The organism is Shewanella sp. 1311, assembly GCF_059338235.1.
Genome location: NZ_CM181686.1, coordinates 957,772 through 983,973 on the forward strand (window position 1 = coordinate 957,772; position 26,202 = coordinate 983,973).

The 26,202-nt window shown below is 44.6% G+C and carries 26 protein-coding genes; all 26 read right to left on the reverse strand.

What is annotated here, in order from left to right; genetic code table 11:
• Positions 1-14: 14 nt before the first annotated feature.
• Positions 15-812, reverse strand: a complete 798-nt coding sequence (fliR, locus tag AC5YB3_RS04290; RefSeq protein WP_006082393.1) for a flagellar biosynthetic protein FliR — start codon at positions 810-812, stop codon at positions 15-17.
• 4 nt (positions 813-816) lie between these two features.
• Positions 817-1,086 carry a flagellar biosynthesis protein FliQ gene (gene fliQ / locus AC5YB3_RS04295; RefSeq protein ID WP_006082394.1) on the reverse strand — a complete coding sequence of 90 codons (270 nt, stop codon included), beginning with the start codon at positions 1,084-1,086 and terminating at the stop codon, positions 817-819.
• 18 nt (positions 1,087-1,104) lie between these two features.
• The gene (fliP, locus tag AC5YB3_RS04300) at positions 1,105-1,851 is read right to left on the reverse strand and encodes a flagellar type III secretion system pore protein FliP (protein ID WP_011847299.1); all 747 of its coding nucleotides are present in this window, start codon (positions 1,849-1,851) and stop codon (positions 1,105-1,107) included.
• A complete protein-coding gene (gene fliO / locus AC5YB3_RS04305; RefSeq protein ID WP_242326024.1) occupies positions 1,848-2,273 on the reverse strand; it encodes a flagellar biosynthetic protein FliO in 426 nt (141 codons plus the stop codon). Before fliO ends, fliP begins: the two co-directional genes overlap by 4 nt.
• 30 nt (positions 2,274-2,303) lie before the next feature.
• On the reverse strand, positions 2,304-2,684 hold the full coding sequence (gene fliN, locus AC5YB3_RS04310) for a flagellar motor switch protein FliN (RefSeq protein ID WP_006082397.1): 381 nt from the start codon (positions 2,682-2,684) through the stop codon (positions 2,304-2,306).
• Positions 2,685-2,695: 11 nt separating this feature from the next.
• Complete coding sequence (gene fliM, locus AC5YB3_RS04315; protein WP_012587223.1) at positions 2,696-3,724, reverse strand: flagellar motor switch protein FliM; 1,029 nt, start codon at positions 3,722-3,724, stop codon at positions 2,696-2,698.
• 39 nt (positions 3,725-3,763) lie between these two features.
• On the reverse strand, positions 3,764-4,288 hold the full coding sequence (fliL, locus tag AC5YB3_RS04320) for a flagellar basal body-associated protein FliL (protein ID WP_006085611.1): 525 nt from the start codon (positions 4,286-4,288) through the stop codon (positions 3,764-3,766).
• An 88-nt stretch (positions 4,289-4,376) separates the two neighbouring features.
• Positions 4,377-6,533, reverse strand: coding sequence for a flagellar hook-length control protein FliK (locus AC5YB3_RS04325; protein ID WP_494526643.1), 2,157 nt, complete (start codon positions 6,531-6,533; stop codon positions 4,377-4,379).
• Between the two features lie 259 nt (positions 6,534-6,792).
• A complete protein-coding gene (gene fliJ, locus AC5YB3_RS04330) occupies positions 6,793-7,239 on the reverse strand; it encodes a flagellar export protein FliJ (protein ID WP_006082402.1) in 447 nt (148 codons plus the stop codon).
• Between the two features lie 29 nt (positions 7,240-7,268).
• Positions 7,269-8,606: a flagellar protein export ATPase FliI gene (gene fliI / locus AC5YB3_RS04335; RefSeq protein ID WP_494526644.1), complete on the reverse strand. Its 1,338-nt coding sequence runs from the start codon at positions 8,604-8,606 to the stop codon at positions 7,269-7,271.
• Positions 8,575-9,591: a flagellar assembly protein FliH gene (fliH, locus tag AC5YB3_RS04340; RefSeq protein ID WP_494526645.1), complete on the reverse strand. Its 1,017-nt coding sequence runs from the start codon at positions 9,589-9,591 to the stop codon at positions 8,575-8,577. The genes fliI and fliH overlap by 32 nt, the downstream gene beginning before the upstream one ends.
• Positions 9,578-10,630 carry a flagellar motor switch protein FliG gene (gene fliG, locus AC5YB3_RS04345; RefSeq protein ID WP_006082405.1) on the reverse strand — a complete coding sequence of 351 codons (1,053 nt, stop codon included), beginning with the start codon at positions 10,628-10,630 and terminating at the stop codon, positions 9,578-9,580. The genes fliH and fliG overlap by 14 nt, the downstream gene beginning before the upstream one ends.
• On the reverse strand, positions 10,623-12,305 hold the full coding sequence (gene fliF / locus AC5YB3_RS04350) for a flagellar basal-body MS-ring/collar protein FliF (RefSeq protein WP_006085615.1): 1,683 nt from the start codon (positions 12,303-12,305) through the stop codon (positions 10,623-10,625). Before fliF ends, fliG begins: the two co-directional genes overlap by 8 nt.
• A 45-nt stretch (positions 12,306-12,350) precedes the next feature.
• On the reverse strand, positions 12,351-12,686 hold the full coding sequence (gene fliE, locus AC5YB3_RS04355) for a flagellar hook-basal body complex protein FliE (protein ID WP_006082407.1): 336 nt from the start codon (positions 12,684-12,686) through the stop codon (positions 12,351-12,353).
• Between the two features lie 229 nt (positions 12,687-12,915).
• The gene (locus AC5YB3_RS04360; protein ID WP_006082408.1) at positions 12,916-14,259 is read right to left on the reverse strand and encodes a sigma-54-dependent transcriptional regulator; all 1,344 of its coding nucleotides are present in this window, start codon (positions 14,257-14,259) and stop codon (positions 12,916-12,918) included.
• Positions 14,252-15,334 (reverse strand): sensor histidine kinase, encoded by a 1,083-nt coding sequence (locus AC5YB3_RS04365; protein WP_494526646.1) that lies wholly within the window; start codon positions 15,332-15,334, stop codon positions 14,252-14,254. The genes AC5YB3_RS04360 and AC5YB3_RS04365 overlap by 8 nt, the downstream gene beginning before the upstream one ends.
• A 109-nt stretch (positions 15,335-15,443) precedes the next feature.
• Positions 15,444-16,877: a sigma-54 dependent transcriptional regulator gene (locus AC5YB3_RS04370; RefSeq protein ID WP_347098579.1), complete on the reverse strand. Its 1,434-nt coding sequence runs from the start codon at positions 16,875-16,877 to the stop codon at positions 15,444-15,446.
• Between the two features lie 286 nt (positions 16,878-17,163).
• On the reverse strand, positions 17,164-17,574 hold the full coding sequence (gene fliS / locus AC5YB3_RS04375) for a flagellar export chaperone FliS (RefSeq protein WP_006082411.1): 411 nt from the start codon (positions 17,572-17,574) through the stop codon (positions 17,164-17,166).
• A gap of 6 nt (positions 17,575-17,580) precedes the next feature.
• Positions 17,581-17,901: a flagella biosynthesis chaperone for FliD, FliT gene (locus AC5YB3_RS04380; protein WP_220590735.1), complete on the reverse strand. Its 321-nt coding sequence runs from the start codon at positions 17,899-17,901 to the stop codon at positions 17,581-17,583.
• 29 nt (positions 17,902-17,930) lie between these two features.
• Positions 17,931-19,301, reverse strand: a complete 1,371-nt coding sequence (gene fliD / locus AC5YB3_RS04385) for a flagellar filament capping protein FliD (protein WP_494526647.1) — start codon at positions 19,299-19,301, stop codon at positions 17,931-17,933.
• Between the two features lie 45 nt (positions 19,302-19,346).
• Positions 19,347-19,733: a flagellar protein FlaG gene (locus AC5YB3_RS04390; RefSeq protein ID WP_347098582.1), complete on the reverse strand. Its 387-nt coding sequence runs from the start codon at positions 19,731-19,733 to the stop codon at positions 19,347-19,349.
• A 144-nt stretch (positions 19,734-19,877) separates the two neighbouring features.
• Positions 19,878-20,696: a flagellin N-terminal helical domain-containing protein gene (locus AC5YB3_RS04395; RefSeq protein WP_347098584.1), complete on the reverse strand. Its 819-nt coding sequence runs from the start codon at positions 20,694-20,696 to the stop codon at positions 19,878-19,880.
• A 256-nt stretch (positions 20,697-20,952) separates the two neighbouring features.
• Positions 20,953-21,774, reverse strand: coding sequence for a flagellin N-terminal helical domain-containing protein (locus tag AC5YB3_RS04400; RefSeq protein ID WP_071939687.1), 822 nt, complete (start codon positions 21,772-21,774; stop codon positions 20,953-20,955).
• Between the two features lie 94 nt (positions 21,775-21,868).
• Positions 21,869-23,080 (reverse strand): flagellar hook-associated protein FlgL, encoded by a 1,212-nt coding sequence (gene flgL, locus AC5YB3_RS04405; RefSeq protein WP_494526648.1) that lies wholly within the window; start codon positions 23,078-23,080, stop codon positions 21,869-21,871.
• Between the two features lie 11 nt (positions 23,081-23,091).
• Positions 23,092-25,017 carry a flagellar hook-associated protein FlgK gene (gene flgK, locus AC5YB3_RS04410; protein ID WP_494526649.1) on the reverse strand — a complete coding sequence of 642 codons (1,926 nt, stop codon included), beginning with the start codon at positions 25,015-25,017 and terminating at the stop codon, positions 23,092-23,094.
• Between the two features lie 40 nt (positions 25,018-25,057).
• Positions 25,058-26,200: a flagellar assembly peptidoglycan hydrolase FlgJ gene (gene flgJ, locus AC5YB3_RS04415; protein WP_012197396.1), complete on the reverse strand. Its 1,143-nt coding sequence runs from the start codon at positions 26,198-26,200 to the stop codon at positions 25,058-25,060.
• Positions 26,201-26,202: the final 2 nt, after the last annotated feature.

The window sequence follows — 26,202 nt, forward strand, 5'->3', positions numbered from 1 at the left end:
TGCTCCTAATACCGTCATATCAAGCCATCTGCGTTACATTGAAGCGCTAACATATCGCAAAGCAGCACTTGAGCCGCGGCCCATACTTCATCAAAATGCTCCATGACTGGTGTTAAGGTTAACCAAAGAATAAACAGCCCGCCAATCATAGTGATCGGAAAACCAATAGAGAAAATGTTTAACTGCGGCGCGGCGCGGGTCATCACCCCGAAGGACAAATTGACTAACAACAAGGCGATAATCGCGGATATCGACATAGTTAATGCAGCACCAAACATATACGAGCCCCAATCTGCTAAAGCACGGTAGCTAGTGAGTGTTAATCCTTGATTAGAAATGGGTAGGGTCTCAAAGCTCGCCACCAACATACGGATCATCAACAGATGGCCATCTACGGCTAAGAAGATCAATGTCGCCAATAATAGAAAAAAGTTACCAATAACCGGCGTTTGCTGACCTGAACCTGGATCAACCATAGAGGCAAACCCTAGGCTGGTTTGCATACCGATAATCTGCCCGGTTAATACAAAAACTTGCATCACCATTTGAGTCACAAACCCCATGGCAACACCAATAATAATTTGCTGCGCGGTGATAAATACTGCGCTGAGTGAAAATAAATCGGCATTTTGAACGGGAGGAAGAACTGGTGCTATCGCAAAGGTAATCGCCATAGCCAATAATAAGCGTACGCGGCTTGGGGTAGTTGCCGCCCCAAATACCACCATAACCATCAACATACTGGCAACCCGAAACAGCGGCCACATATAAGCGGCAATGGTCTGCATTAAGGTATCGAGCAGCAGCTCCATTAGGTTAGCCTATTACTTGCGGGATGCGATTAACCATCTCGACAAAAAAATCCATTAGGGTTTCTACTAACCAATGTCCCATGAACATCAAACCAAAAAGTGTCACTAATAATCGCGGAAGAAAGCTTAATGTCTGTTCGTTAATCGAAGTCGCGGCTTGAAACACGGCGACAATCAAACCAATACCCAGCCCAGGTAATACAATGGCAGACACCATCATGACAATAACAGCGAGAGCCTCACGAAAAATATCAATTAGCGCCTCTGGACTCATGTGCGTACTCTCCCTTGGCTACCCGAAACTATTCGCTAATGTCCCTAGGACTAAGCTCCAACCATCGACGAGCACAAACAGCATAATCTTAAACGGTAGTGACACTATCATAGGAGATAACATCATCATACCCATGGCCATTAAGATACTGGCCACCACAAGATCTAACACTAAAAATGGCACGAACAACATAAAGCCAATTTGAAAAGCTGTTTTCAACTCGCTGGTAATAAAGGCGGGGATCAGCACACTCATCGGAGCTTCTTCGGGCGACTTAATGTTCTTATAGCCTGAAATTTCGATAAAAGTTTTTAAGTCAGTGGTCCTGACTTGCCCCAACATAAAACCTTTGAGTGGCTCTTTGCCTTTTTCAAACGCTTGCTGCAAGGTTAACTGCTCTTCAATGTAAGGCTTAACCCCTTCGTCATAAATCCGGTCAAACACCGGCGCCATAATAAAGAAGGTCATGAATAAACTCATGCCAATTAAGACTTGATTAGACGGCGTCTGTTGCAACCCAATGGCTTGACGTAATATTGACAGAACTATGATGATCCGCGTGAAAGAGGTCAACATAATGAGCATCGCAGGTAAAAAACTCAGCGATGTCATCAACAGTAAAATCTGCATTGTGACCGAGTATTCTGTTGAACCATCAGGTCCTGTTGTTACGGTAACCGCAGGCAAAACACCATCGGCAGCCCATGCCGACGGCATGCATAACAGAATAACTAAGCCAACTAACGCGAGGATACGTGTTGTCATTGTTTTAATTTCGCCTGACGTAGCCGACTCGCAAAGGAATCAGACTCTATATGGATAGGTTCAGCTAACTTATCAATCAAACTCACCTGCTGCGAGCTCACTCCAAGTAAATATTGCTGTTCCCCCACCTGTACCAAGACTAAACGCTCTTTTTGTCCTAGGGAAGTCACGGCTATCGTTTTTAGAACACCGTTGGTCGTCGGTACTAAATTGAACCGCCTCAGTAGATAAGCTAACGCAAAAATTAAGAGTAAAACCAGAATTAAGCCGCCTAACATACTCGCTAAGGTTGCGACTTGAGAAGGTTCAGCCATTTTTGCTGCTGTAGGAACGGCTGGAGTCATGTTCGCTGCGCTTTCCCCGAGGCTATCGGCGCTCGTTTGAACCGCTGCCACTAAACTCTGTATTACCGATGTGCTCATTTAAAGTTCCAACTACTTATACAGCTCGTATTATTTAAGCTTTTTAATTCGCTCGGTTTGACTGATCACATCGGTTAAACGAATACCGAATTTATCGTTTACTACCACAACCTCACCATGCGCAATCAGCGTACCGTTAACCATCACATCTAAGGGTTCACCTGCAACTCTGTCTAGCTCAACCACAGAACCTTGGTTTAACTGCAACAGGTTACGAATACTAATGTAGCTACGGCCCACTTCCATAGAGATAGTGACGGGGATATCTAAAATAGTATCTAATTTTGCCGCTTCTGCCTTAGTGATAGGTCTTGAATCATCAACTAATTCATCGAGTTCAATCGCGTTAGCTTCCTCTAAGGCTTGTTCTGCCATTGCTGCAGCCCAATCATCCGTATCGTCTGTGCTCATCTTACTTCACCTTATAATTCTGATATATCGCGAGATTTACCCTTGCGCGTCACTAATTGTAGCTCGGATTTAACTGTCTCTGGCCGAGGGATTTTTTCATGTATTTTAAGCGCTAGGTTATCTCTAGAACGGCCCATTTTACAACGATATGTCGGTAAATCCTCGATTTTCATCATAATATATTCCGGCAGCTCAATCGGAATAATATCGCCCGCTTTAAAATTCATCACATCTTTGAGCGTTAATTCATGTTCCACAATGTTGGCATCGAATCCAACCTTCACATCCATGATTTCATCATGCAATGCCTGCGACCAACGCATGTCAGTATCTTGCTTATCACTTTGAACACCCGCATCGAGCAACTCGCGAATAGGCTCAATCATGGAATACGGCATAGTGATATGGAAATCACCGCCACCACCATCAACTTCAATATGGAATGAGTTAATCACGACAACTTCAGTAGGACTGACAATGTTGGCCATTGCAGGATTGACTTCTGAGTCCAAATAATCGAACTCCACATCCATCACCGGTGCCCACGCATCTTTATAATCTTCAAAAATTATTTTAAGCAATAGCTGTACGATACGTCTCTCAGTAGGCGTAAATTCCCGCCCTTCGATCTTGGCATGGAAACGCCCATCTCCCCCAAAGAAGTTATCCACTAGGATGAACACCAATCTGGCTTCCATTGTGATCAATGCTGTACCTTTGAGCGGACTAAAACGCACCATATTCAAGCTAGTAGGAACGAATAGCGTATGTACATACTCGCCAAACTTGAGCATCTGTACACCGTTAATCGACACTTCGGCAGCGCGGCGCATCATATTGAACATGCTGATACGCAAATGGCGTGCAAAACGCTCATTCACGATTTCCAACGTCGGCATACGCCCACGAACGATTCGATCTTGGGATGAGAAGTCGTAAGAGCGAGCATCTTCTCCAACAGCGTCAATTTCATCATCATCGACGTCATCAACCCCGTGCAGTAGCGCATCAATTTCGTCTTGGCTTAATAAATCACTCACTATATTGCCTTCGCCTCTTTTGGTGCTGAAATTAAAGGGTTATTGCATCACAAAACCAGTAAACAGCACTTTCTCGACAACTTTACGGCCAGTAACCGACTGCAAAGTATTTTGCACACTCAAGAGTGCTAACTGACGTAACTCATCTTTCCCCGCCTGCGTACTGAGTTTTTGTACATCAGCGCCGCTAAAGGTCGTTAACAGCGCATCCTCAATCAGGGGGATGTGTTTTTGTGTCAGCACATCATCGTCTGTACCACGCACCATAAGTTGTACTTTTATCTCAACTAAACGAGCACGATCTGGGCCTGGGAGGTTAAACAAAAAAGGCCGGGGCATAGGCACATAAGATGCTGTAGTGAGCGCACCACTTTCAGCAGGGGTTATTGTTTGGACAGCTCCATCAGTCGGCGTAGCGGCGTCCTCAGAACTACCAAGGAAAAACCACAGGGCACCTGCAATAAGCAGAGCTACTAAAACCCCCACTCCAATAAAAATAAAGAGCTTTTTTTTACTTTTGGGAGCTTCGGTGTTCTCAAGTTCTAACGATTCTTCCTTAGCCATTCACTATTCTCTTTAATTTAAGCAGAAACACTTACGTTTAATTAATATGGAAACGTAACTATGTTAGTCATTGCTATAGGTTACCTACTTAAGCGTAATAATCTATACCTGAATTTACACTAGTGGCTTGATTTAAACCTAAATGTAGCTCTTCTGCCGAGATTTCATCCACATCAGTCCCATTTGAACCGCCACCATCGCCAAAACCACCCTCTCGACGTTCACCTTGGCCACCTTGAGACACATGACTATCAGCCAATTGCATCCCTTGCTCTTGCAGTAACTCGCGCAATCTCGGCATAGCTTGTTCAACCAGATCACGCGTTTGTGTCTGAGTGACATGGAACTGTACTTGGGTTTGATCGCCATGCACTTGGATTTTTACCAGCATATGCCCAAGCTCTGGGGGATCAAGCCTAATCTCAGCATGTTGAATACCTTGACTCACCATAGTGATCAACTGTTGCTTCATCACGGGTGAAAACCGTTGGATTATCTCTTGCATTTGATTCTGTTGATCTACACCTTGACGTAATGACAGCTGAACTTGCATTGTTTCCTGACGATTAACTTGTAGTGGCGTCGATGACTGAGTTAAAGAAGAAAATGACTTGATGTCAGTTGTTGATCCCTTGTCGTCGTCACCCATAACGAATGGCTTAGCATCTCTTTGAGCATCAAGCGTCACACTGTATTTAGCATCCTTTAACAAAGTCCCCGCATCCATTGCCGCTTTTGAGATATCAGCATTGACCTCAGTATCACTCACCATGCTGTCCTTAGGATCAACAGCGTTACCTAAGATGCTTTGTGCATCCAGTGTTGTAACTATAGGCTGAACTTCTACTTTACTAACCGCAACATCAACATTGGCATTTCGACTCACTTGCTGAGGTATTGCAATCTCAGCATTGCGCACTGTTGATTTATTGCTCTCGGCAGTAACGTCATCCGCATCGTTCTCACCCAAGTTAGAGGTATCAGCCACCTTGGGACTTGCCAAGTCCAATGTATCCACTCTTTCATCAGCGATTATAGATGTTACAGCCATTTCATTCTTAGTAGTCGATGGCGCTAGAGTTTCTGACTTTAAGGTTTGGCTTGCTGTATTAGGCTTCAACGTTGATTCGTCTACGTCGTCTGAGGTTGCAAGTGCCTCAGAATTAAGATCCAACCTTGCACCACGCTGTTCAGAGTTTAGACTCGCAACTTGATGCGCATATTTGTCCGTTGAAAATGATTTATCACCTTTAAGTTCATTCACATCTGCTTCTTTCAATAACACGCTTTCTAGATTTTTTGATGATGCCTTTGCCGCGGTCTCTGCTGTATCTACAAATTCAGATAAATCCAAATTTTCAGATGTTTTACTGTTCGGCGGAATGACTTGTCCCTTTAAAAATGCAGAATGAGATTCAACGCTTTTATCCGTAGATAACTGTGACTTCAATGCATCTAAAGTGTCATCAAGTAATACTTTCTTACCCTGGATTGCTTCAACGGGTAATATCTCTGCTGATGTTCCACTGGAGGCTACTAGAGTATTTTTTTGCATTATCTCTACCGATTCTTTATCAGCAGATACTTTATTAGTGGCATCAGTCTCATTTAAAGCCCCTGTATCTAGTTGAAGTTGGCCAGTTAGCTTTTTGAGTTCAGAGGAAAAAGAAGTATCAGTGTCCAATACCTTTTGGAGACTCAATAGATCGCCGTTTGAGGGCTTGCTATTACTTTTCTCAGTTGACAGGTTAACTTCACTTGACGTTAAAATATCAGCCTTACCTTGCGCTGAGCCTGAGATGTCGACAACTGGAAGCTCTGTGTTAATCGCTTTCATTGAAGCTTGTACACCCGACAGCTCAACGGTACTGAATGCATCACTTTTCAATAAAGAGTCACCAGACTCATTATTTTCCTCTTGGGAAGAGTCAGACGGCAAACTCTCTCCATCTGATGCCGTTTTTTTCATGTCATTTGCCATGCTGATCTGGGCGAAGATGAGATTTACGTCAGCGTCATCCGTTGATATGTCTTTATCTTTTACTTTATCAGTAGAGGCGAACTGCACTTTATCGTCAGTATTCGCTGTAGCCTTTTTAGGCGCGGAAATAGAAAATGAGCTAGCGGAGACTGACGCAAGTGTAGATGAAAAGTCTTCATTATTAGACTCTTGGGAAAATGTCTTAGCGGAGTTGGCCGCAGAATTGCCTGTTTTACTCAACAGGATATTGGTCATTTGTTGCATAAGTGCTCCCAAACATCACCCAGCAGAAAAAGAAAATGGCTAGGTAGAAACGTCAATTAAACACTGCGGTTGCAGGGTCATGGACTAAATTAAAGCAAATAAGATGCCAAAACTTCAGTTTTTACTGCGGCATATTGAAAAGAATAAAACTCAGGGAAAAAAGTCGAACAAATGTTCTGCACCATAAGCGGCAACAGAAAACTGAACTCATAGAGGTTAGTGAATGGCAAAGATACCGATCATTTAACGCACCATTACACTAACGCTGATGACGGCGATAAAACTGCTGAGAAGCAAATTCATCGGTCATTTTCTGCTCTCTTTTTTGTTCAACAACTTGGCGCTTCTTCTCTTTACTCGCTAACAGTAATTCCACTGCCTTACGTTTTTTCTGTTTTTCCAACCAATGCTGTTGTCGATATTCTTTTTGTTTTTCACCGTCGGCCACAACGCGATTTTGCTGAGTAATAGCGTCATCAATCTGACGAATAAAGCGATGAAACTGGTGATAGTGACTGGCACTAATGGCTTGGCCTTGCTGGGATTGCATTTGCTTCATGTATTCTAAGCGATAGTTATTGAGTGCACTGAGTTGATTCAGCCGTTTTTGACACTCTAACTGCGCCGACTTTAACAATAACGCCGCTTGTTCTTCGGCATCATTGGCGAGCTTTAACACTAACAACAAGGGATCGGCGTTAGCCATACTAGACCTCGATTAATTCGATGACGCCATTATTTACACTGTGTGGCAAGTTGCCCGAGCATGACTTGGCTATCGGCAAAACTGAATGCATCACGCATGGTTTGGCGTAAAAAAGCATTCATCGCCGGCTGTAATCGTATCGCATTATCGATTCGAGGATCGCTGCCTTGTGCGTAGGCACCAATGGAAATCAAATCCCGATTTTGCTGATACAAGGAATAAGTTTGTTTCACGCGGCGCATCGCTTCCAAATGTTCATTGGAGATCACCATAGGCGCGACTCGGCTAATAGAAGCTTCAATATCAATCGCAGGATAGTGCCCAGAGTCCGCAAGCGAACGTGACAAGACTATATGACCATCAAGAATCGCCCGCGATGCATCGGCAATGGGATCCTGTTGATCGTCCCCTTCCGTCAACACAGTATAAAATGCCGTAATTGAACCTTGACCTGGGCCACCGTTGCCGGCGCGCTCAACTAAACGCGGCAGCTTTGCAAACACTGAAGGCGGATAGCCTTTGGTGGCAGGCGGCTCACCCACAGCCAAAGCTATTTCCCGTTGAGCTTGGGCATAACGCGTCAAACTATCCATTAATAACAAGACGTTATAGCCCAAATCGCGAAAGTATTCGGCAATACGTGTCGAGGTTTCACAGGCGCGAAGGCGCATCAGCGGCGAGGTATCTGCAGGCGCGGCAACAACAACAGAACGCGCTCGACCTTTATCCCCAAGAATCTCTTCAATAAACTCTTTGACTTCACGGCCACGCTCGCCCACCAGCCCAACCACAATAATGTCGGCAGTGGTACCGCGGGTCATCATGCCTAAGAGCACACTCTTACCCACACCAGAACCAGCAAACAAGCCCATACGTTGGCCTTTACCCACAGTCAGCATGGCATTAATGGCGCGCACGCCAACGTCCAGCGGCTCGGTAATAGCACGGCGGGATAAGGGATTAATGGCAGCGCTATGTCTTGGCGCTTGTTGATCTGTCTGCAACGCACCTAAACCATCTAAAGGCACGCCGTTACCATCGAGCACGCGTCCTAACAGGGACAAGCCGACATTAAGTCCAGTTTGTTCCCCTAAAGGCACCACTCGGGCACCGGGTAATACCCCACGTAATTCTTCGATAGGCATTAAATAAAGGAGTTCACCATCAAAGCCGACGACTTCGGCAATTAACTCGCCCGCCATGGTTTCGATGGAACATAAGCTGCCCACAGGCGCGCGGCAACCGCTCGCCTCTAAGGTTAAGCCAACAACACGAACCAGCTGACCACTTGCCACAGCACGAAATGGCGGCACTTTATCCTGATGATGATTCAGCCTATTCAGCAGTTGGTGTTGGCGATTTTGCATCTGTTCTGGCATCCGATTGGGTATCTAAGTGCTCACCTGTATTCGAGGCAGATTGCATATCCTCAGCGTCTTGGTTAACCGTATCAACAGCTTGGTCATCAGCCGTTTGATCATCAAGCTCAGACTCAAGCGCCACAGCAACTTGTTTGGCAGTATCTTCAGCTTCAATCGTCTCTTGCAGTTGATGCTGTTTATCACTCAAATGCGTATGTTGATTTCGTAATGACTCAAACACAGTATCGATACGCGATGAAAGTGTTAAATCCACTAAAGAGCGATGACTGCTCAGAATACAATCGCCTGCACTTAACGTCGGATCGACTTCAAGCTCCCATTTACTGCGGGTCAATTGGGCGGTGGAATAAAGTTGTTCGACAAGGATCACATCATCAGGGTGCAGCCGAATAGTCACCGCTTGCTCTTTAATTGGTAGCGACTCTATGCCTAAGCGTAATGCCGAAAGCACTTGTTCTGGATGGGTTTTTAATTCGTGACCTATGACTGATTTAGCTAATGTCATACTCAAGTTCAGTAGGGAGAGCTCAATATCACCATCGAGTAATTGCAATGGCTTTTCAAATTGGGTTAATAAGGCTTCAAACCGCGAAAGTAAAACCTTGGCTTGAGCTAAACCGGTTTCTAATCCTTGCTCATGCCCTTGGGCGAGACCTTCGGTATGGCCTTGCTCTAAGCCTTCTAAGCGACCTTTTTCTAGCCCTTGCTCGTAACCTTGTTGTTTACCTTCGGCAAACCCTTCTTCCTCGGCTTGGGCGCGAATGTCTTCAATCTCGGCCATCGTCGGCGGAGAAACACTCTCAACTGTCGTCGGCTTAGCGGCTTGATGATTCGAATGGCCGAACAAATTCGAGATAGAATCGTCATCGGCTTCAGTCACATCTGGCAGTGCCCAGTGACTAAACTCAATATCACCGTCGCTCAAGACCTTATTTGACGGTTTATTGTCGCTCGGATTAGAGGAACTCATCGCCACCACCGCCGCCTAACATAATTTCGCCGCTGTCACTTAAGCGACGGGCAATAGACAGGATTTCTTTTTGGGCGACTTCCACTTCACTGATACGGATTGGACCCATGGCCTCAAGATCGTCACGCAGCAATTCTGCGGCACGTTTTGACATGTTGCCCAAGATTTTTTCTTTCAGCTGATCATCAGTGCCTTTAAGCGCCTTCATCAGTACATCTTGCTGCACTTCACGCAATAGGGCTTGAATACCACGGTCATCAACATCGATTAAGTTTTCAAATACGAACATCAAGTCTTGGATTTGCTGCGCCATTTCTTCATCAGACTCGCGCATGGTTTCCATCAACTGACTTTCGATACCCGTATCTAAATAGTTCATGATGTTGGCAGCCGCTTTTAGGCCGCCCATTTTCGCGGCCTGTGCGCCACCTTGACCGGCAAACTGTTTTTCCATGATGTCGTTCAGCTCTTGCAGTGCAGCGGGCTGTACTTCTTCAAGATTCGCAATCCGCATCATCAAGTCTAAGCGAGTATTTTCAGGGAATTGACCAAAAATTTCCGCCGCCTGATCGGGTTCTAAATAGGACAACACGATCGTTTGGATCTGAGGATGTTCGTTTTGAATAATGGTCGCTACTTGGCGTGCATCCATCCATTTCAACGAATCCAAACCTTTAGCACCGCTGCCCATGATAATCTGTTCAATCAGATTACCCGCTTTATCTTCACCCAGCGCGGCGGTTAAGGCTTTACGAACGAACTCTTCGCTGTTGAAACCAATAGAAGAATACTTTTGTATGTCATCGAGAAACAGCTTATGTACCCCGATGACTTTTTCTTGACCGAACTCATCCATTGCCGCCATCGCCATACCCACTTTTTGCACTTGCTTCGGCTCTAAGTGTTTTAAAATGGATGCAGCATCGGCCTCACTCAAACTGAGGAGTAAGATCGCGGTCTTTTCGACACCGCTAATATCCTTAATGTTAAAGGCAGGTGGGGCCGCTGGAGCCACTTCTTTCGTTTTATTCTCAGCCATTGTCTTGTAACCAGTTTTTCACGACTTGAGTAGAGAGCTCAGGCTCATTAGCCACGAGCGCACGGATAGCTTTAATCATATCATCATCTTTGTGCAAATTAGGGATATGAATTGAACCATCATCGGCATAACTGTATTCCGCCTCTTGGGTATTGAGCATCCCTAGCGTATCTGCCGCGTACTGGTCCTCAATTTCGGCCAATTCGTTACCTAATCTGCCATCCTCAGGCATATTGACACTGTCAGGATAGATTAAGCGTTTCAGCATAGGACGTACCACAGCTAAAATCAGTACCAGGATCACTAGCGCACCAATACCGAGCTTAATCGCACGCCAGAACCAAGGTTGTTCCCACAGTTCTAGTGCTGGCAAGTCTTCAACCAGTTGATCCATAAAGGGAACCGTTACCACTTCTAACACATCACCCCGTTGCGAGCTAAAACCTACGGCACCTTCGAGTAAACGACGGATATTGGTCAGTTCTTGTTCAGTACGGGCAACACGCGCCACTTGACCATTTTCTCCGGCGGCACCGGGTTTAAAGTCCACCGCAACCGACACACTAATGCGGCGAACGGCGCCAACTTGCTGACGGGTGTGGCTAATCGTAGTATCTAACTCAAAATTACGGGTCGCTTCACGGTGCGAATTACCTGCGGTGACAGACTCAGTCGCTTTAGTCGCATCTTGCGGAATGTTCGATTCCATTGGCGGTTGATTCGATAGTGCGCCTGGGATCCCACCCGAAGAGCCGCCAGTGGTATTATTTTCAACGGTCATTTCGCTGCGTAAAGACGGTAAATCAGGGTTGTAACGCTTAGAGGTTTGCTCGACCGCAGTAAAGTCCATGCTGACATCGACTTGAGAGGTGAAATTATCAGGACCTAAGATAGGTACCAAAATCGATTCAATCTTAGTGCGATACTCGGCTTCTTTTTGCTGTACTAATTCAAGCTCGCGACGGGCTGTCGCAGACGCGCCATCTTGGCTACCTGAGTTTAATAAACGGCCGTTAGAGTCGGTCACAGTCACCCGTGATGGTTCTAAACCTTGTACTGCAGAGGCAACGATATCAACGATAGCGTCGACTTCACCTTGGCCTAAACCGCCACGACGGGTATTGATAACCACAGTCGCACTTGGTTTTGAGGCATTGCGGGCAAAGACGTTTTCTTTAGGTAACGCGAGGATCACTTTTGCGCGGCTAACACTTTGTAGTTGCTCAATTGCACGGGCAAGGTTTTCTTCTTGGCTGTGCTTAAGACGGGCTTGCTCCATACGTTGGCTAACACCAAAGCCGCTGTCTTGATTCAAGAAATCTTGACTGGCCGCAGGGCTGTCAACGCCTGCGCGGCTCAGCATCATTTTCACTTCTTGATATTTATCTTCGGGGACTTTAATCACGTCCACGTCGATTTGATACTTAACTTTATTTTTATCAAGCACATCTAATACTTGAACCATTTCCTGAGTTTCCATTTTACCCAATGGACGATACTCAGGCTCCTGTGCCCACAGCATGACAAATACGGCTAAGGCCAAACAAATCGCCAAGGCTAAAATCATAGTTACTTGACGCATCATATCGACACCGCCAAGGTTTCCCATCATTCCTGACTTATGTTCTTGCTGGACACCTTGGTCAGCTAAGTCGGAATTGGATCCGACAATCATTTCTGTGCTCACGATTCGTACCTGCTAATTGGGTTATTCACTGGCCTAGACAGGCATGCTCATTATTTCTTTATAAGCTTCGACAAGCTTATTACGTACTTGTACCGTTGCCTCGAAGGCGACGCTGGCTTTCTCACGGGCAATAACAGTATCCGACAAAGTGACGGTAGTATCTCCCATTTCTAAGCGCGTCGCGAGGTTTGATGATGTCGACTGTAAACCGCTGACATTGCCGACGGCTTGCGAGAGTAACTGACCGAAGTCCGCACCACTGGTGTTATTAACTTGCTGCATGATATTTGGCTGAACGCCAAAAGACGGCGTAATTTCGCCTTGGAGTTTCTGCATTTCTTGCAGGAATGAATTTGCGCCTATTTGCATGCTGAGCTCCCAGTCGTCGAGTTCTTGACGATCAAAATACCTATAACAGGACAATGCAAAATAACGGCCAAGTTTTCAAATGGTCGTGATTGATAACAAATTGACGGGATAAGAAGACGTTAAAACTAAGGATTCTGGATAAAATAGGTCACTTTTTCGGTGGTATATTTTAATAAATGCAACCTCACACTCATGTGGAGGCTGCAAGATGATAACTTGAATTTAAAGACTAATTTGGCAGTTGAATGCCCATATCACGCATTCTTGCCATCTTGTATCTTAAGGTTCGGGCGCTTATCCCCAGTTTTTCAGCAACCAGTTTGCGGCTTCCTTGGCATTGATTAAGGGTTTCTAAAATAATCACATGCTCCTGCGCTTTAAGCTCTTCGCCTAAACCGTCTGGCTCGGCAACAAATTGATCTAGGTCATCAGCGCCTAAAATCACATCCTGCGCATCGATAATAATGTCATTGGCGGTGATCACTTGACCGGCTCTTAATATCAAAGCCCGCTGTATAACATTATCGAGTTCACGTACGTTCCCCGGCCAGCGATGACTCAATAAACGTCGACGTGCATTTTCATCCAACTCAGGCACATCGGCGACATTCAATGCCTTTGCATGCTTAACCAGTAAATGGCGCGCAAGGGGCAGAATATCCGCAGGACGTTGACTTAATGCGGGCCAAGCTAAGGGGAACACGTTGATTCGATAGTAGAGATCTTCCCTAAAGCCACCGGCGGCTACTACGGCTTTTAAGTCGCGATTGGATGTGGCAAGCACGCGCACATCGAGCTTAATGGTTTTACGGCCGCCTAAACGCTCAACTTCACGCTCTTGCAATACCCGCAATAACTTAGCTTGTAGGCCTAAATCCATCTCAGAGATTTCATCTAGCAGCAAAGTGCCACCTTGAGCCTGCTCAAATTTCCCCGGACACGCTTGATAGGCACCAGTAAATGCGCCTTTTTCATAACCAAAAAGGGTGGCTTCGAGCATATTCTCAGGAATCGCTGCACAGTTAATGGCTACAAAAGCTTGATCCGCACGGCCACTGTGTTGATGAATATAACGGGCTAAGACTTCTTTACCCGAGCCGCTAGGACCTAAGATCATAACAGAGGCATCGGAAGCGGCAACCCGCTGAGCCAGTGCCAATAAAGCTAAACTCTTCTCATCGGCAACAACTGGCTGATCCACATTTTGTTTTAACGGCAAATAGCGGGAAACTTGATTGAGCAAGACTTCTGGCGCAAAAGGTTTCGCTAAGTAATCGACAGCGCCCAATTTAATGGCATCCACCGCACTACCAATCGTGGCATAAGCTGTCATCAACAATACTGGCAATTTAGGATGATGTTGCTGTAGGAAGTTTAATAATCCTAACCCACCAATGCCTTGCATCTGCACATCGCTAATGACTAAATCAAATTGGTGTTGTTTCAAGGCTAAAATAGCGTCTTCACCCGAGGCAACATCAACACACTCATATTGAGCCAACATTAAGGTATCCAACAAGGCTTCACGCAATGAGGCATCATCTTCAACGAGCAATAACTTTGCTTCAGACATGGGTAATCTCCAAAGGTAATATCATCGCAGATTTAGCCCTTGGGAAGACTAAAGACACAGTGCAACCTTTATTCGATAAGCAACTTAATTGCAGTTGTCCTCCATGATTACGCACCACGGATTGCACAACCGCTAATCCAAGCCCAGTTCCCTGCGATTTTGTCGTAAAGAAAGGTTCAAGTACCTTCTGCTGCATATTGGCATCTAAGCCTTTGCCATTATCGATGACATTCAGTAGTAACTGATCGCCCTCTTCTTTCGCCTGAATACGAATCTCAGTGGCGCCAGCTTCGATACTGTTCATCACTAAATTATTAATCGCCGAGCTTAATGCATTTGAATTGGCTAACATTGAACTGCTTGATGCATCATCAAATGACAAGTCACAACCTTGCTTCGCCGCTATCGGCTCACAATTTGCCAATACATTGTCGATAACCTCAGCCAGTGTGATCAAATCTCCCAGTTCATCCTGACGGCCTTTCGCCATCAATAGCATGTCGTTAACCTGACGCTCCAGTTCATTAAGCCTATCAACAAGCTTTTGCTGGAATTTCGCTTTAGCGGCATCGGATAACTTAGGACTCGCAAGATTAGAGGCATATAGCAAAGCGGCGGATAAAGGCGTGCGTACTTGATGTGCCAAGGTCGCGACCATTTTACCCAGTGCAGATAAACGTTGTAGATGGGAAAGGTTTTTCTGTAATAGCCGAGTTTCAGTTAAATCAGTTAACACAATTAATTGACCAGGCTCTGGCGTGAGTGGCGTAATGGCTAATTTAACGCGGCGGCCATTACGCAGCGACACTTCGTGGCCATCATCATCCTGTGGCGCAAAGGCACTGTGGATCACATCAATCCAGCGAACGCCACACAAGGAGCGCTCTAGTAATTCAACTGCAACCGGATTGGCATCCGTGACTATACCGTCGCCATTGATAATCACCACGCCGGATGGCATAGCCTGTAAAATATGCTCCATTCGATTGGACATATTAGCGGCCTCACGCAGTTGGTTCCATTGTTTGCTAGTGTGCTTGAATGACTCAATTTGCGCTAGTGGGTTGGCTGACATAGTCACTCCGTCAAAAAATTGCTTATGACGGAGTGACTGCAGTATCTATGCCAAATTAGAAATTGAACTTTAGAGGTTAAAACGACTTATATAACAATAAAATAGAAAACTAATCTTTGGTCATTCCGTACTTACGCATTTTTTCTACTAGCGTTGTACGACGAATTCCTAACATCTCAGCCGCGCGAGCAACAACGTTATCTTGCAGCTCTAGTGCCTGACGTATCATGTCGATTTCCAGTTCTGCTAATAAATCCTTAAGGTTCACGCCTTCAGGCGGTAGCTCACTTGGGAAACGCGTCTCAGGGATTTCAACCGGCTCTTCATCACTAAAGATAGAAGCCAAAGCATCACGTTCTTGCTGCTCTTCGCTCATCTCTACACAATATTCGGGCACATCAATATGGCGATACTTAACGGGTAAGTCGTTAACATCAACCAGTCCACCCGGATATAAAATGGTGAGGCGTTCGACTAAATTAGACAGCTCACGCACGTTACCCGACCAAGCATGTTCTTTTAACGACTCTATCGCACGCTGCGTAAAACGCACCTTGCCACGGCCTTCGTTGTAGACTCGGCTAACCAACTCTTGTAATAGCAAAGGCACATCGTCCTTGCGATCACACAACGCGGGCATTTCGATCGGGAATACGTTTAGGCGGTAATAGAGATCCTCGCGGAATTCATTCACGCTGATCATGGTTTCTAAATCTCTATGTGTCGCTGCTACAACGCGCACATCGGCATTGATGGTCTTAGTGCCGCCAACACGCTCAAATACCCGTTCTTGCAGTACACGAAGCAATTTAACTTGCATCTGCAATGGCATATCACCAATTTCATCGAGAAATAGCGTGCCACCTTCGGCCAATTCAAAACGGCCCTTACGAGAACAAATTGCCCCAGTAAATGACCCCTTTTCATGACCAAAAAGTTCACTCTCTAACAACTCTGGCGGTATAGCACCACAGTTAACAGGAATAAAAGGGCCATCACGGCGCTCAGACAAATAATGGATATTACGGGCGACCACTTCTTTACCTGTACCGGATTGGCCCAGTACTAGTACAGTAGCCTCAGATGTCGCCACTTGATTAATCAAATGCCTTACATTGGCAATACCATCACTGCGCCCCACCAAGCTTCGGAATAACTTAGTTTGATTCGCACTTGTGGGGACTTGAGGACGCTTAACTTGGCCAAATACTTGGCAGAAGTGTAATAATTCGGTGAGTTGAGGATAGGTTAAAGGTTCCTCAATATTTCCAAGAATGTTAGATACTTGCAGATCGTCAACGTTGCCAAGCAACAGCATAGGTTGCCATGGATGTTGGCCCGCGATGTTTTTAAGCGTCTCTGCATCCATAACATCAGTTAGGATAACTAAAGCTCGAAAACGAGTATCTTGGAGGCTAGCACTTAATTTTTCGGCGTCAATTTGTGCAATTTGCTCACCTAAAAAATCAAAAATGCAACACAGGCGATTTAATCGCTCTGATGGGGGGCCGATAAGTAAAATTCGTTGATCTGTTTGCATCATTCAGTAGGCCGTAAAGCTCTAATATGTATTAATTCGCATTAATTATTTATGATTAGTTGCTGTAAAAGCTTAACAAATTCAATGTAACAATCTGTGCCACCATCACTACTGTGATGAATATTGTATTATCAGCAGACGAGAAGCAAGCCTCAGATGAGGTTTATGCCAAACTGAATTGATTTTAGTTCATTTATGCAATGATTCTAGTCAAAAACGTCAAACATTTGACTTTAAGCCAAAAAAAAGACGCAACAAGTGCGTCTTTTTCTAATAAAAAATTATTATATTAACCCGCTTCAGAATGTGCCGATATATTATGTTTATCAGCAGGAATTGCATCCCAACCTTCTTTGATGGTACGTAAAACCTCACATACATCATCAATCGCTTTCACATCATTATTGATGTTAGCTTCAGAAATTTTACGCAACATGAAATCATAAAGATCACTCAGATTTCTTGCTATCTGTCCACCAGCATCCATATCTAAGCTATTGTTTAAACCAGTAATAATCCCAATAGCCTTGCCAATATACATACCTTTATTAGACAGATCATTTTGTTCAATCGCAAGACGACTCTGCGCTAAACGTTGCAGTGCTCCCGCGAACATAAGCTGAATAATACGATGTGGTGAAGCAACGGTAATTTCACTTTCTAATGAAACCTTACGGTATGATTGCAGTGAACCTCTCATAAACACCTACCTATTTGAATCTATAGTCTTATAAACACTAATCTGGCGTTTATTCTTACTGCCTGCATGTAATAATGCTTGCCTATCTGCCATTACAACACTTGCTTTACTCGTGTACTCTTGAGTAAGGTCAAGTTGACGTTGAAGATACTCAACATCTGTCATATTCGCATCAGCCACTAATACATCGAGTAAAAGTTGACGCTCTCCAACCAGTACTTGCAAATTCGACACCAACTCATCAGTTTGAGGTTCTTCAGCAGGGATCTGAGTCAATTTATTTAAGATATCACTCAAGATGGCATTAAGCTCTTCAAGTTGTTTCACTGACACTTCCCTTACTTATTTAAAACTGGTTATCCCTTCCTTACCGCGCCAGGAAGTGAGTTTATGCGGTCAACGAGACCGCTACTCTGTTGATTGAGCTGACCAACAACAAGATCCATCGCATTAAACTGCTTAGTTAAACGTGCTGTTAACTGGTCCATTTTAAGCGTAAAAGCTTCTCTTTGATCTGCAATTTGACTTTGCTGATTGGTATATCCGGTTTGGCGAGAAGCAATCAGCCCACGTGATTTAACATAACTATCAGCAAGATCATAGAAACGATTGGCAAGCCCTTTATCGGGCGTTGAAAATAACGCCTCGACATTGGACATGTCCTCAGAAAGTGCTTTATCAAGTTTTGTATCATCAACAGATAACTTACCATATCTATCTGTTTTAATACCTATGTCATATAAAGCTATCGAACTACCAGTATCAGTTGGCACTCGTTCACTCGAAATACTACGTAATTGTGATTCTATCGAGCGAATCATAGAGTCGCCCTGTAATGCAGCAGCTGTTTTTTTCTCTTTATCATAGGACGACATTTTATCAACGGCTGTCGCTAAACTATTGTAGGCATCGACAAAAGCTTTCACATTTGTCTTTACCGCATCGTCATCTTGTTCAATTTTTAACGTAGTCGTTTTAGAAACATCAGCATCAGTTAAATTTAACGTCACACCAGTAATGGCATTCTTTATCTCATTAGTTTGTGAGGTAACTTGCTGATTATCTATATAAACAATTGCATTTTTAGCATCTTGAAGTGAGGTAATATTTCCTGCACCAAACATATCATTTAGTCCAGTTCCAGACGTGTCATTAGCTGTAATACTGATTTGATTGTCTTCACCCGACTTATTAGAGCTAAAAACCAATCGACTGCCAGCATCACTGGTAATAACAGTTGCTGTTACACCTACATTAACTGATGACTCATTAACTTTTTTAGCAATAGCCGCAAGTGAGTCGGTAGCAGAAACATCAACAGAAAAGCTCTTACCATTAATGCCAAAATCTAAACTTCCCTCACCAACAGGCAGTGCAGGATTTGCAACATTTGTTCCTGCAACTTTATGGTTTACCGCAAGTTGCTCAACTTTAATACCATAGCTACCCGCCTGAGCCGTCTTGTCCGCAGTAGCAGTTATATAAGTTTCATTACTAACAGAGATTTTCCGTTGATTAAGAGCATCGCCTGTTTGAAGTTTTTTTAAGGCATCTTGAAACGTAGACAACGCACTCTTTAAAGTTCCCATAGCAGAAACCTTTGCTTTGATGCTGTCCTCTGTTTTATTAAACATCGCTTCTTTCGGTGTTTTTTCAGCATCGACTAACACTTTAACAATGTTAGCGATATCCAATCCTGAACCGATACCTGTCGCTGTTAATGCCATATAAACCTCTTACTCTTCAACTATCACTATTAGCAATGCGAATATCTATGCCTCTGTTTTCATCAAAAGCCCTGTGACTTCTGATAGTTTTTCGGCTAAGGCTAATGCTTCTTCACTCGGCATCTGCCTAATAACATCACCAGTATCTTTATCCAACACAGTAACTACAGCTTGTCCCGAAGTTTCATCAACCTTAAATGCTAATCCTTTACGCATCATAGACATCATATCAGACAACTCTGTGGCAACCTGAGTCAACTTACTCGGATTCTGTTCATTCTCAGTCGCATCTTGTTCTACGGTTTGTTCAATAGCCGACACCGCAGTATCCCGCTTTAACTCCACATCTGAAGCAGATGCTTTTAGCGGCACTTGAGCTAATTCAACCTTATTGTGAACCATAGAAGATGAACTTGCTATATTGATATCCATAGCCATACCTCAGCAAATTAAGTAATTGTTTTAATAAAACTTAACAAAACAAATACACTATAAAGCTTGATTAACCTTTTAATGTGGCAAAGGGAGATCCGTCGCCGAACCTCCCTTATCACTTATCAACTTTACTACGTTATATTACAGTAGTGATAAGGCCACTTGAGGTAATTGGTTAGCTTGTGCCAACATTGCAGAACCCGTTTGTTGTAACACTTGGTTCTTAGTCATTTGCGATGTTTCTTTCGCAAAATCGACATCAACGATGCGGCTCTTAGCATCGGCTACGTTAGCCTGAGTGTTAGCACTGTTGCTAATGTTGTAAGCTAAACGGTTTTGCTTAGCACCTAAGTTTGCACGTTGGCTATCAATCGTGTTAATTGCTTTATCAATCGCGGCAAGTGCGGTTGAACGACCTGCTGAAGTTCCTACTGATAGCGTGTTCACAGATAATGCACCAGCATTAGTTGCTTTAACTGAAATTGTAATGTCTTCGCCTTCTTGATGTCCAACTTGGAAGGTCTTACCTGCAGAGAAATTACCATTAAGTAATTTAGTGCTACCAAATGCTGTAGTATCACCGATTGCTGTGATCTCTAGTGCAAGTTGGTCAATTTCACTTTGTAAAGCGGTTAAATCGTCAGTACTGTTAGAACCGTTTTCGGCCTGCACTGTCAAATCACGCATACGTTGAAGCATGTTAGTCTGTTCTTGCATCGCACCTTCAGAAATCTGGGCGATAGAGATTGCATCGTTAGCATTACGCATACCTACATCCAAACCGCGTACTTGGCTGTTCAGACGGTTAGAAATTGCTAGACCTGCAGCGTCATCTTTTGCACTGTTAATACGTAGACCACTGGATAAACGTTCCATAGATGTGGCCAAACCGCTTGCTGAAGAATTTAAGTTCTTTTGGGCTTTTAATGATGTGACGTTCGTGTTTACTGTAATGGCCATGATTCGTTTCCTCTGTATACCTGGCTTGTTAACTTGCCTGTCTACTTAAGCCAGGCGGGTCTTAGTGGTTACAGTATATTTAACGGCAGCACCTTTTTTATCTTTAGGATTATTTTAAAAAAATAATGATTTTTTAAAAATAATCGGTTTTTCAAATAGATAAATATCCCTCTTTAATAAAAACTTTGCCTACTTTCCTAGAGAATTCTAGAATAAGTAGGCAAAAGCACTTCAATACAACTTTACATCAGTGACATTAACCAAGGAGAGATAATGCAACTTGCGGTAACTGGTTGGCCTGTGCAAGCATTGCGGAACCCGTTTGTTGTAATACTTGGTTCTTAGTCATAACAGAAGTTTCTTTCGCAAAATCGACATCTACAATACGACTCTTAGCATCAGCAACGTTGGCTTGAGTATTCGCACTGTTACTAATGTTATAGGCTAAACGGTTTTGCTTCGCACCTAAGTTAGCGCGTTGGTTGTCAATTGTTTTAATTGCGGCATCAATATTAGCAAGAGCAGTTGAACGACCGCCTGAAGTAGCTACTGATAAGGTATTGACGGATAAACTTGCAGCATTAGTTGTCCCTACAGAAATAGTGACATCTTCAGCTTCTTGATGACCTACTTGGAAGGTTTTTCCCGCAGAAAAACCGCCAGTCATTAACTTGGTATTACCAAACGCAGTGCTATCACCAATCGCTGTAATTTCTTCTGCTAATTGATCCATCTCTTTTTGTAATGCAGCTAAATCATCAGTGCTGTTTGCACCGTTTTCCGCTTGAACAGTTAAATCTCGCATACGTTGCAGCATGTTAGTTTGTTCTTGCATCGCACCTTCAGCTATTTGAGCAATTGAAATTGCATCATTAGCGTTACGCATACCCACATCCAAACCGCGCACTTGACTGTTCAAGCGGTTAGAAATGGCTAGACCAGCGGCGTCGTCTTTGGCGCTGTTAATGCGCAAACCACTTGATAGACGTTCCATCGAGGTCGCTAAACCGCTACTAGAAGTATTTAAATTCTTTTGTGCCTTCATTGAAGTCACGTTGGTATTAACTGTAATAGCCATGTTGAGTTCCTCTTCCTAGTTATACCGCCAAGGCTTGGAGCTTGGCTAAATTTTTAACAATTTATCTTACAGATGGATAGGTACTTGCTTTCTGTTAAATAAAGTCGAACAGGGAAACAGAACCCACCTTACTAAACACGTTAGAGACTGCGTTCAATGCAAGCTGTTGCTTTTCAAATTCCGTAATCGCTGATGCATAATCGAGATCTTCCAAGAGCGATAGCGCTGATGTGTTCACCACTTTCTCCTCGGTATGTGTCTCGGTGTAACTTTCGACAACTTTCAGATTATTCCCCGCCACACTTCTGGCAGAACTAATTTGATTGACGCCACTATCAATGTTATTCAATATCTGTGCCAACTGAGCTCGCCCTTGAGGTGTGTTAGCAGAATTAGGGTCTTCGATTAATGCAATAGCACTGCTGATCGTATCGAAAATACTGACCTCGGCCTGGGGTTCCATGGTGAAACTATCGCCAGCGCTGGGTTTTCCATCAATTTTAACGTCTATACCATTAAAACTAACGGGATTGGTGGCATCAAAATTAGCGACGTTTGCGACAGGATTATTGGCAGAATCGAGCACTTGTAAATTCGTGCCACCAGCGCCATTATCAGTAAAGTTAAACGTATATGTATCAGCCACATAAGTTGCAGTGTCAGCAATTTTTGCCGTTTTAACGCTAAACTCACCCTGCTGGCTGGCCAAATAATTGACGCTATAATCACCAAGTCCATTGGGTGCTTTCATAAACGCGCTATCGCCAGGGATGTTTGTCCCCATGGCAACCCCCGTTTGCACTAAACTATTTCTGACGCCAGAATCACCGCTATACACAATTTTAGGCGGCGTCGAGTTATCAAAAGCAAAAGGTTCTTTATCGGTACTGAAACCGGAGAACATATAATTGCCAGATTCATCCTTACTATTCGCAATAGAAAGCAACTCTTCCAAGCTGCCTTTCATCTCATCGGCAATCATTTGCCGCTCAGTTCCAGATAGTGTGCCGTTTATCGCTCGCATAACTTGCTCACGTATCGAGCCTGTTAGATCTTCAGCGCTACCGAGTTTGCTTTCAGTCACAGCAAGACGATTCGTCGCATAATCTATGTTCTTCATAAACTGATCGACGAGTGCATTTTTTTGATTCAGATTATCGATACCCTGCGACGCCACAGGATCGTCACCGGCAGTATTGACTTTCTTACCACTGCTCAATTGGTCAAGAATTTTGCTGGTCGCCGTTTGCTTTTGCAGCACACTGGTAATGCTTTGATTAAAGAGCTGCGCGGATGATAATCGCATAGTTAAATCTCCTAACGCACTGAGGATAATAAGGTGTCAAAAATCTGCTGTGCGGTCGTCATGATCCGCGCAGAGGCTTGATAGGCTTGCTGAAAACGCATTAAATTTGCGGCCTCTTCATCTAAATTCACGCCCGACTCACTCTCTACGCGCGCATAAGCTTGCTGATATACTGCCTCAGCCGAACCTGTACGCACTTCGGCCGCTTTCGTTTTGCTGCCAATATCGAGCTTAGTGTTCTCGAACACATCCGCTAAGGTCGATTTGCCATTATTCATCACTTTACTTTCGCTCAATTTAGCCATAGCAACAGCATTGGAGTTATCGCCCTCGGCGAAGGATAAATCGAAGGTAAATCTGTCATTGCCTGCAGCCGCTTTGCTGTCAACTTCAAAGGTAAAGCCAAAAGCGCTGATACTCGGAGGGGTATAAGTTGTAGCAGCCCCAAGTGATGTTCCTGCGGCATCAAATGCTTCATAGGTGGGTGGCAACACTGTGGTATCGAGCTTTATTGTCAATTCACTGCCCGTCACAGGGAAATTTGCGGCATTGCGATTGCCAATTTGAGTCAACTTAACTTGGGTATTACCCGAGTTAGCGGCATCTGCGGTAATCTTTGGGGATGCGGCGGCAATGCCTTTAGGGTCTTTCATGACAACTTCAATGCCATTTGAGGCGCCCGCTGTCGGGCGAATGGCAAAGCGATCCCCCGACGCCATAGCGCCTGCTTTTATGTCAATTGAAAATCCAGAACCACCCGATAATATCGAGCCCGTTAACGTCAGCGGTGTTATCGTCCCCGTTTCTGTATCTCTCAACTCATAAGTGGCAGGCGAGGTAAATGACAGCTCGTAGGCACCACCAGTTAATAGACTGGTGTCATCGATGGTGACGCCTAATGTTGCATTGCCAGTGTTACCAGAAAAACCGGCTGCACGGCCTAAGGACATCATAGGATCATTGATGTCTTTGAAGATATTGGCGCCGACTTGCCCATTGAGGTCAATGCCTTGCGCTTGCATTTTGTTGAAGTTATCAGCCACGCCCAAAGCTAATTGGTCAAGCTCATGACCTGCGGGAATTAACGTCTGGTCACGATAATCAAACATAGCTCCTAGCTGACCACCCAGTTTACTTGGGTCAACAGTGACGCTTTGCGAGCTAATACTTGAGTTAAGCTGTAACTCTTTGGGAAATGGGTTGCCCGCTTGAGTCCCCATACTCATGGCAATCTCACCGGAAACCAGCATTACAGAGCCACCGAGCATGATACTCTTGGCGCCATTTTCTTGCGGGATGACATTCACTTGGGCGTACTGACTCAACTCTTGAACGAGTGCATCTTGCTTATCGAGCAGCTGCGCATCTTGATTCGGCGACTTCATCAACTCTAGATTTAACTTTGCCAGCTCAGTACCTATCTCATTGATACGCTTGGTCATGCCGGTTATCTGGTCATTCGTCTGATCGAGCTGGCCATTCAAATAAGACTGCATCTGATTCAGGCTACTGGCGACTTGCTGCGCATTCGTTAAGGTCGAGCTGCGGATGCCCAAATCTGCTGGTAAGTCAGCTATGCTATTTAGCCCTGAAAACAGGTTATTTAAGCTTTGTGGGACAACTTTGCCTATTTGTGAAAATAGCTGATCGAGTTCACTCAATTTACCGTAGCTGGCTTCGGCGGCACTGAGCGTTGTTTGGCCAATGCGCAACTCTCTTGCGGCATAGTCATTGTAGATACGCTTAACGTCATTAACGTAAGTTCCAGTGCCATAAAAGCTATTGCCTAAACGCTGTGATTCTAGAGTCGACTGAGTTGCCACTTGTCTGTGGTAACCCGCGGTATTGGCGTTAGCAATGTTATTACTGGTGACACCCAGTTGCGACTGGGAGGCAAGCACCCCAGTTCGCGCAATATTCAGCAGATCAACGGCCATTAGTTGACACTCCTATGAACAAACAGGGTTGTAAGGTTCATCATTTGTCTTCTCCTGGCAGAATTGATTTCAGCTCTTCGCTGATGGACTGCATCACTTTAATGACTTTTTCAGCATATCGAGGATCTGTGGCATAACCCGCATCCTGCAAAGCTCGAATAAACTGAGTTGGCGAAGCCGCCACTTTCTTCGCATCTTGATAACGATCGCCTTCGGCAATGAAGGACACAAAATCGTTGAAGCTATGCTCAAAGTCACTGTAAACACGGAAGTCGGCTTTTTGCTGCACTGCCACACCGTGTTCGAATTCTAAGGTGCTGACGTTCGCCTTATCGCCCTGCCAACGGCGATCAGCTTTAATATTGAATAGGTTATGACTTGGCGCGCCGTTATTGCCGCGAACAATTTTTTGTCCCCAGCCGGTTTCAAGAGCCGATTGCGCCAACAATACTTCTGGTTGAGTGCCTAATGCTTTTGCCGCTTTTTCAGCGTGTGGATATAAGGTCGCCAAAAACTCTTCTCGACTACCGAAACGGACTATCTTCTGGGTTTCCCTAAAGGCGGCCGTCGGCAAAACTTGGCCGCTAATCACAGGGTCGACGACAGAAAGTGACTGTTCGCTCCAGCTTGGCTTAGGTGTATCAATTGCCAGTAAACGATTAGGCGTATCAATGTCCATTGATGAGTTTGCATCCATGGCTCTATCGGGCTCAAATGCTGGTCGAGCAATGGCAGCGGGTACGCTATGATTAACAACTGTGGATTCAGCCGCTGGCGCGACTGCACTCTGCATTGGCACGTTAAGCGCTTTAGCATCATGGAGCATTTTCATACCGCCATCGTCGCGTAATACCGATGCTGGCGTGAAATGACTGGTTTCAGGGGAAAGTTGCTGCACCATCATATCGGCAAGGCCCAATACCCCTTTGTCAGATAAATCGACCGATAACTGCTGATCGCGCATCTGCTCGTAAAACTTAGTGTATTGGCTATTGAGAGGACTATCAGACTGAAAAACCGCATTGGCATCGCGCATACTTTTCATCAGCATTTGCACGAAAATACCTTCAAATTGTTGGGCGACCTTTTTCAAGGCGCCCTTCTCATCCTTCTGAGCCTGGGCGCGGAGTGAATCTAAGCCGCCCAGGTCAAGAAAATGTGATGAACTTGAAAGCTTTTCCATGA

Coding starts and splice junctions, on each gene's coding strand:
- fliR (WP_006082393.1), bottom strand. CDS start 812: ATGGAGCTGCTGCTCGATACCTTAATGCAGACCATTGCCGCTTATATG.
- fliQ (WP_006082394.1), bottom strand. CDS start 1,086: ATGAGTCCAGAGGCGCTAATTGATATTTTTCGTGAGGCTCTCGCTGTT.
- fliP (WP_011847299.1), bottom strand. CDS start 1,851: ATGACAACACGTATCCTCGCGTTAGTTGGCTTAGTTATTCTGTTATGC.
- fliO (WP_242326024.1), bottom strand. CDS start 2,273: ATGAGCACATCGGTAATACAGAGTTTAGTGGCAGCGGTTCAAACGAGC.
- fliN (WP_006082397.1), bottom strand. CDS start 2,684: ATGAGCACAGACGATACGGATGATTGGGCTGCAGCAATGGCAGAACAA.
- fliL (WP_006085611.1), bottom strand. CDS start 4,288: ATGGCTAAGGAAGAATCGTTAGAACTTGAGAACACCGAAGCTCCCAAA.
- AC5YB3_RS04325 (WP_494526643.1), bottom strand. CDS start 6,533: ATGCAACAAATGACCAATATCCTGTTGAGTAAAACAGGCAATTCTGCG.
- fliJ (WP_006082402.1), bottom strand. CDS start 7,239: ATGGCTAACGCCGATCCCTTGTTGTTAGTGTTAAAGCTCGCCAATGAT.
- fliI (WP_494526644.1), bottom strand. CDS start 8,606: ATGCAAAATCGCCAACACCAACTGCTGAATAGGCTGAATCATCATCAG.
- fliH (WP_494526645.1), bottom strand. CDS start 9,591: ATGAGTTCCTCTAATCCGAGCGACAATAAACCGTCAAATAAGGTCTTG.
- fliG (WP_006082405.1), bottom strand. CDS start 10,630: ATGGCTGAGAATAAAACGAAAGAAGTGGCTCCAGCGGCCCCACCTGCC.
- fliF (WP_006085615.1), bottom strand. CDS start 12,305: ATGATTGTCGGATCCAATTCCGACTTAGCTGACCAAGGTGTCCAGCAA.
- fliE (WP_006082407.1), bottom strand. CDS start 12,686: ATGCAAATAGGCGCAAATTCATTCCTGCAAGAAATGCAGAAACTCCAA.
- AC5YB3_RS04360 (WP_006082408.1), bottom strand. CDS start 14,259: ATGTCTGAAGCAAAGTTATTGCTCGTTGAAGATGATGCCTCATTGCGT.
- AC5YB3_RS04365 (WP_494526646.1), bottom strand. CDS start 15,334: ATGTCAGCCAACCCACTAGCGCAAATTGAGTCATTCAAGCACACTAGC.
- AC5YB3_RS04370 (WP_347098579.1), bottom strand. CDS start 16,877: ATGATGCAAACAGATCAACGAATTTTACTTATCGGCCCCCCATCAGAG.
- fliS (WP_006082411.1), bottom strand. CDS start 17,574: ATGAGAGGTTCACTGCAATCATACCGTAAGGTTTCATTAGAAAGTGAA.
- fliD (WP_494526647.1), bottom strand. CDS start 19,301: ATGGCATTAACAGCGACAGGTATCGGTTCAGGATTGGATATCGCTAAC.
- AC5YB3_RS04390 (WP_347098582.1), bottom strand. CDS start 19,733: ATGGATATCAATATAGCAAGTTCATCTTCTATGGTTCACAATAAGGTT.
- AC5YB3_RS04395 (WP_347098584.1), bottom strand. CDS start 20,696: ATGGCCATTACAGTAAACACGAACGTCACATCATTAAAAGCCCAAAAG.
- AC5YB3_RS04400 (WP_071939687.1), bottom strand. CDS start 21,774: ATGGCTATTACAGTTAATACCAACGTGACTTCAATGAAGGCACAAAAG.
- flgL (WP_494526648.1), bottom strand. CDS start 23,080: ATGCGATTATCATCCGCGCAGCTCTTTAATCAAAGCATTACCAGTGTG.
- flgK (WP_494526649.1), bottom strand. CDS start 25,017: ATGGCCGTTGATCTGCTGAATATTGCGCGAACTGGGGTGCTTGCCTCC.
- flgJ (WP_012197396.1), bottom strand. CDS start 26,200: ATGGAAAAGCTTTCAAGTTCATCACATTTTCTTGACCTGGGCGGCTTA.